Below are 5,612 nucleotides of genomic sequence, written 5' to 3'. Positions count from 1 at the left end.
CGCGGGGATGGTCGCACTGTCCGGGTTTGATGGTTTTTTCTACAGCATAGGATTTCTTGTCGCTTACCTGGTCGTTCTTTATATCGTGGCCGAACCGTTGCGTAACCTTGGGAAATATACGCTGGCGGACATGATTGCTGCCCGCTTCAATGAAAAGAAGGTGCGCGGGGTCGCTGCCCTTAACACCATATCCATATCCACTTTTTATATGATCGCCCAACTTGTCGGTGCAGGTGCCCTTATAAAACTCTTACTTGGAATCGATTATCTGTACTCCGTTATCATCGTAGGCATTTTAATGACCGTTTATGTAGTATTCGGCGGGATGACGGCCACCAGCTGGGTCCAGATCGTAAAAGCCGTATTATTGATGGCAGGTACGTTCATCATCTCGCTGATCGTGTTGGCCAAATTCGACTTTAGTGTGATCGAGATGTTCAAGCAAATGAAAACAGCAACCCCTTTAGGGGGCGATTTCCTCAATCCGGGGAATAAATTCAAGGATCCATTGGATACCCTTTCCCTTAATTTGGCTCTCGTCCTCGGGACAGCGGGACTGCCTCACATTCTCATCCGATTCTTTACGGTAAAAGACGCCATCACTGCCAGGAAGTCCGTCGTTTATGCCACATGGATCATCGGAATCTTTTATATCATGACCATTTTCCTTGGATTTGGAGCCGCGGCCTTTGTTGGTTATGACAAAATCATCGCGGCGAATGCTGCCGGCAATATGGCGGCTCCGCTGCTTGCCGATGCCATCGGCGGTGACTTCCTGTTCGCCTTCGTGTCTGCAGTTGCCTTCGCTACCATCTTGGCGGTTGTGGCCGGACTCGTTCTATCGGCTGCCTCTGCCTTTGCCCATGATTTTTATGGCCATATCATTCGCAAAGGCCAGGCCACCGACAAAGAACAAGTCGTTGCGGCTCGCTGGGCATCAATCGGAGTGTCGGTCCTTTCCATCATCCTTGCCTTGTTTGCCCAAAACATGAATGTCGCTTTCCTTGTATCCCTTGCCTTTGCAGTGGCTGCCAGTGCCAACCTGCCCATCATCATCTTCACGGTATTCTGGAAACGCTTTAACACCGCCGGGGCTGTTACGGGGATGGTCGTCGGGCTGGCCAGTTCTTTGATTCTTGTTTTCCTTAGCCCCAATGTCTGGTCACCCATCGAGGGAGCCGCCATATTCGTAGGCGACCCCGTATTCCCGCTTGCCAATCCAGGCATCGTTTCGATTCCGATCGGCTTCATCGCCGCCATCGCCGGAACATTGCTGTCAAGCAAGAAAGCCGATGCCAAAAAATATGACGAGATCCTGGTGACGGCCAACACGGGAATGAAAGATCTGTAAGTGCGAATCTTATTTTAAAATATTAAAAAGAGAAAGGAGCTCAACTCTCCTTTCTCTTTTTTGCCTAACTTCTTAATCTCATCTTTCTTCTATTGTACTTGATTACCAGTTGGTTCATCACTTCCGCAAAGATCAATCCCATCGCTATGGCACCCGCCAGCATGAAAACCTTGGCCGCCATTTGAACCGCTACATAAAAGTCATTCACGACAAAATGCTTCATGGCATTATAAGACAGGCCGCCCGGCACGAGGGGAATGATTCCCGATACATTGAATATCGTGATCGGTGTTTTAAACCTTTTAGCAAAATACTGACTGATGACCGCTACGACAAAGGCAGAGGCAAGAGTGGCTATAATGCTGTCTATCTCATTTTCAACCAAGAAATAATATAAGATCCATCCGATCATCCCTACACAGCCACACTGGAACAATGAACTTTTCGGTACATTAAAGATGACTCCGAAGGCGGCAGAGGCAATGAAACTTGTTATAAGCTGTGCTAACATCCTTTCTCCTCCCCAAAACTCATAAGAAAACAAACGCAGCCGATATTCCTGCCCCGATCGCTAAAGCAGTCAAACCTGCGTCAGCTCCCTTGGATAGACCCGAAACTAAATGGCCTGCGATTAAATCCCTGGCTGCATTCGTAATTAACAGCCCTGGAACAAGCGGCATCACCGCACCAATGATGATCGTATCCAAGTGACTTCCTACGCCAATGTACACAAAGAATATGGCCGCCAATCCCACCACTAATGAGGCAATGAATTCAGCGAAAAAACGAACCTCCAGTAACCTATGTAAATAAAGCAGACAGGAAAAGCCCATGCCACCCGCTATACAGGACCAGATGAAGTCATTCCATTGTCCTTGGAACATGATCAAGAAACATCCGCTCGCTATGAAGGCAGCAAAGATCTGGCCCCAGAGGGGATAACCCATTCCCGCCCTTTCAATTTCCTTTAACCGTGAAAAAGCCTCCGCTGGTGTCATTTCCTTGCTCGAAATGCTCCGGGAAATGCTATTGACCAAGGTTACCTTGTGTAAATCCGTAGATCGCGTGGAAACCCGGATCAATTTGGAAGCCGGGTGCATGCCATCCAAGGAAAAAATGATTCCCGTAGGGGTCGAGAAGCTGTGTGAATCCGCACATCCAAACGCTGCAGCAATCCTGACCATCGTATCTTCCACACGTGAGGTTTCCGCTCCGTTCTGGAGCATGATTTTCCCCGCAAGTAAACAAACATCTATAATTTCATTGTATGGCAACTGTTCATCCATTTTATCCTCTCCATCACTTTCCCTGTAAGTTTCTCTCATTCTAAGAATCACGAACTTACCAGCTTAAATCCACCTCATAATAGCCCAATTCCCGTGAAAAGGATATAAAAATGTTCATGCAGGACTTGCATTAGTTCCAGTATTCCCTTTATTGCATGCTGAAACCACTTAAATTGCTGAAATCGAGAGCTTCCAGGAGCAAGGGAAACAAATATCTCTTACAAAGATTCCGTTTGAATAATTATGGTGATATAAAGATGGGGTTAAATGGACTTATTTTCCGTATCCCATCTATTTAATACTATAATTTCTCCTTTTTTTACTTGTTAATCAAGATTTTTTGAAAGTGATAACCTTTTATACAGTAAGTATATACATATCCTTCAAGTATTGGCTTCGATTTCAAATTCTAATTGGAATGGCTCTTATACTCATCGTATTTTTTTCTTCAAATATCATTGAAAAAAGATTAAAGAATATAGAAAAACAAAATATCCGTGTAATAGAGATCTTAGAAGAAATTAGAGATAAGGAATAGTACGGTTTTCATTAATGCGGCGGACTGAATCCTCCCCTTTCTCCTCCTTATAACAGGTGAAAAAACCTGTTCTTTAGACCAAGAAAATAGAAAATAAAAATTTATTTTTAAAAATAGTGATCCAAACCCATCCCTCTCCCCGTTTATTAGGTGTAAAGAAAAACGGAGTGAAACATTATGAATGAGGAGAGTGGATAAAATGAGATTGAGTAAAAAATTTATTATTCCTGTATTAGGTGCTTCACTACTAATGCCAACGATGGCTAACGTAAGTGCTGCAGAAATGAAGCCAACGGCGGTGACACCGGCAGCCGATTTACGGGCTGACCTGGACTACTTATTATCTGAACACTTTACATTAGCAGTAGCAGCAATGACAACGGCTTACGAGGGCTCTAAAGATGCAGACGAAGCATTCAAGGCACTGGATCAAAATGCAGTCGATATGGAACCGGCCATTGCCTCCATTTATGGAGAGAAAGGCGCAGCTGAATTTGAGAGAATCTTCCGGGAGCATAACAACTATACAGATGATTTTGTGAAAGCGACAAAGGATAATGATGAAGCTGCCATGGCTGAAGTAGATAAAGAAGTTGAACAGTTCGTAAACGAATTTGCCAAGTTTTTAAGTACAGCGACTGAAGGTAAACTACCTGAAGCTGCTGCCAAAGAAGCGCTTCGCATGCATGAAGACCAAGTAAAAGAAACATTTGAAGACTACGTAGAAGGCGATTATGAAGGTGCTGCCAAAACATATCGTGAAGGCTTCCAACATATGTTCGACATCAGTAAAGCGTTATCCACTTCCATTGTAGCGCAAATGCCGGATAAATTTGAAAATTCAAAAGCGGACACACCTGCCGCTGATTTACGTTCTACATTGAATAGTTTGGCAGCTGAACACTTTGCTTTAGCAACAATGGGCATGCAAAAAGGCTTCGAAGGTGCAAAGGACTATGACTATATTGGATGGTCTGAAAATGCCAATACAGCTGATTTCAAAGCAGCGATCGGTTCAGTATATGGTGATGAAGGTGCCGCCCAATTCGAAAAAATTTGGCAGGGAGATCACATCAATGCACAAGCTGAATTCGTAAGTGCACAAATAAAAGACGATAAAGCAGGCGAACAGGCTGCAAAAGATAAGCTCCATAAGTTTGCACAAGAGTTTGGTACATTCCTAGGTAGTGCAACAGGAGAGAATCTGCCAACGGAGGCAGCTCAAGAAGCGGTTAAAGCACATGAAGATACTGTCATCAAAACGTTTGAACAATACGTAGCGGGCGACTATGCTGGAAGCTATGACACATACCGTGAAGGGTACAAATTAATGTTTGGTGTCGGTCAAGCGCTTGGGGATGCGATTGTGAAGCAAAACCCAGACAAGTTTGCCGGAACGGCGATGCCATCCGATATGCCTAAAACGGGCATGGGCGGTGCTTCCGAACAAACAACGAACCCACTAACGGTCATTTGGACAGCGTTAGGGTCATTAGCAGCATTAATGGCAGTAGTGGTCGTACGTAAAAGAAAACTGTCTAAATAATAAATACCAAATTTTCCTTACCCTATATAATAATGAAAAAAAGAGAGTGTAATCTCTCTTTTTTTTTTCAAATTGAGTGATTGAAATGAGGTCATGATATGAATAAACTAATTCATTTCGCTTGTTTTATCTTAATAGCCATTATTCTAGTAAGTGGAACGATTTATGTGAAACAATTAATGGTTCAAGCATCAGAAACGCAAGAGCAGGATATGAAACAAGTTAAAGAAATACAAAAGGAAAATTTAAAAAACCGCATCACACTTGCAGAAGAATTCACGGTATTAAAGGAGCATAAGACAGAAAAGAAACCGCTCAATAAAAAATTCACTGGCATTACCCCAACAGATATAGCCATTCCTTCCATTGATGTGAATGCTTCAATCGAGCAAGTCGGTTTATTGGAAACAGGACAAATGGATGCCCCTTCCACTGAAGACGGTGTCGCTTGGTTTGAACCTGGTTCAAAACCAGGGGTGAAAGGGAATGCAGTATTGGCAGGGCATGTAGACAGCAAGACAGGACCCGCCATTTTTTATCATTTGAAAGACCTCGATAGAGGGGATGAAATTACGGTTAAGGACAAACAAGGAACAAAACTCACATTTGTGGTGAAAAAGAAACAAAGCTACCCACGAGACAAAGCCCCTCTTAACGAAATCTTCGGATATAGCAAAGGGCGCCATTTGAACTTAATTACTTGCACAGGCACCTTCGACCGATCAAAAGGCACGCATCAAGAACGATTGGTCGTATATGCAGAATTAAAGGAAGAACAAGCGATGCAGCTTGAAAATGAAGCGAAGCTGCCAGATGCGCCAACGAATGTAAAAATAAGCGGTGATTTGTTATCCTGGTATGCCGTACGAGAAGGAAATATTATTGGCTACC

At 43.7% G+C, this 5,612-nt stretch carries 5 protein-coding genes; 3 read left to right on the top strand and 2 right to left on the bottom strand.

Annotated features, from left to right (window positions below):
• Positions 1-1,351, top strand: a 1,351-nt coding sequence (locus CVN76_RS05715) for a solute symporter family protein (protein ID WP_100530584.1), incomplete at its 5' end; no start/stop codon positions are given.
• 64 nt (positions 1,352-1,415) lie between these two features.
• Here the strand turns inward: CVN76_RS05715 and CVN76_RS05710 are convergent.
• Both CVN76_RS05710 and CVN76_RS05705 read right to left on the bottom strand, forming a co-directional pair.
• Positions 1,416-1,862, bottom strand: coding sequence for a threonine/serine exporter family protein (locus CVN76_RS05710; RefSeq protein WP_100530582.1), 447 nt, complete (start codon positions 1,860-1,862; stop codon positions 1,416-1,418).
• 19 nt (positions 1,863-1,881) lie between these two features.
• Positions 1,882-2,637: a threonine/serine exporter family protein gene (locus CVN76_RS05705; protein WP_100530583.1), complete on the bottom strand. Its 756-nt coding sequence runs from the start codon at positions 2,635-2,637 to the stop codon at positions 1,882-1,884.
• A 737-nt stretch (positions 2,638-3,374) separates the two neighbouring features.
• On the opposite strand from CVN76_RS05705, the gene CVN76_RS05695 reads away from it, so the two are divergent.
• Positions 3,375-4,721, top strand: a complete 1,347-nt coding sequence (locus tag CVN76_RS05695) for a copper amine oxidase (RefSeq protein WP_100530580.1) — start codon at positions 3,375-3,377, stop codon at positions 4,719-4,721.
• 98 nt (positions 4,722-4,819) lie between these two features.
• Positions 4,820-5,612 (top strand): class F sortase (locus tag CVN76_RS05690; protein WP_100530579.1); only part of this gene is annotated, 793 nt, incomplete at its 3' end.

The sequence above is a fragment of the Bacillus sp. mrc49 genome, assembly GCF_002803435.1.
The sequence above is the reverse complement of the archived record's forward strand: the minus strand, read 5'-3'. Positions and strand labels throughout refer to the sequence as shown.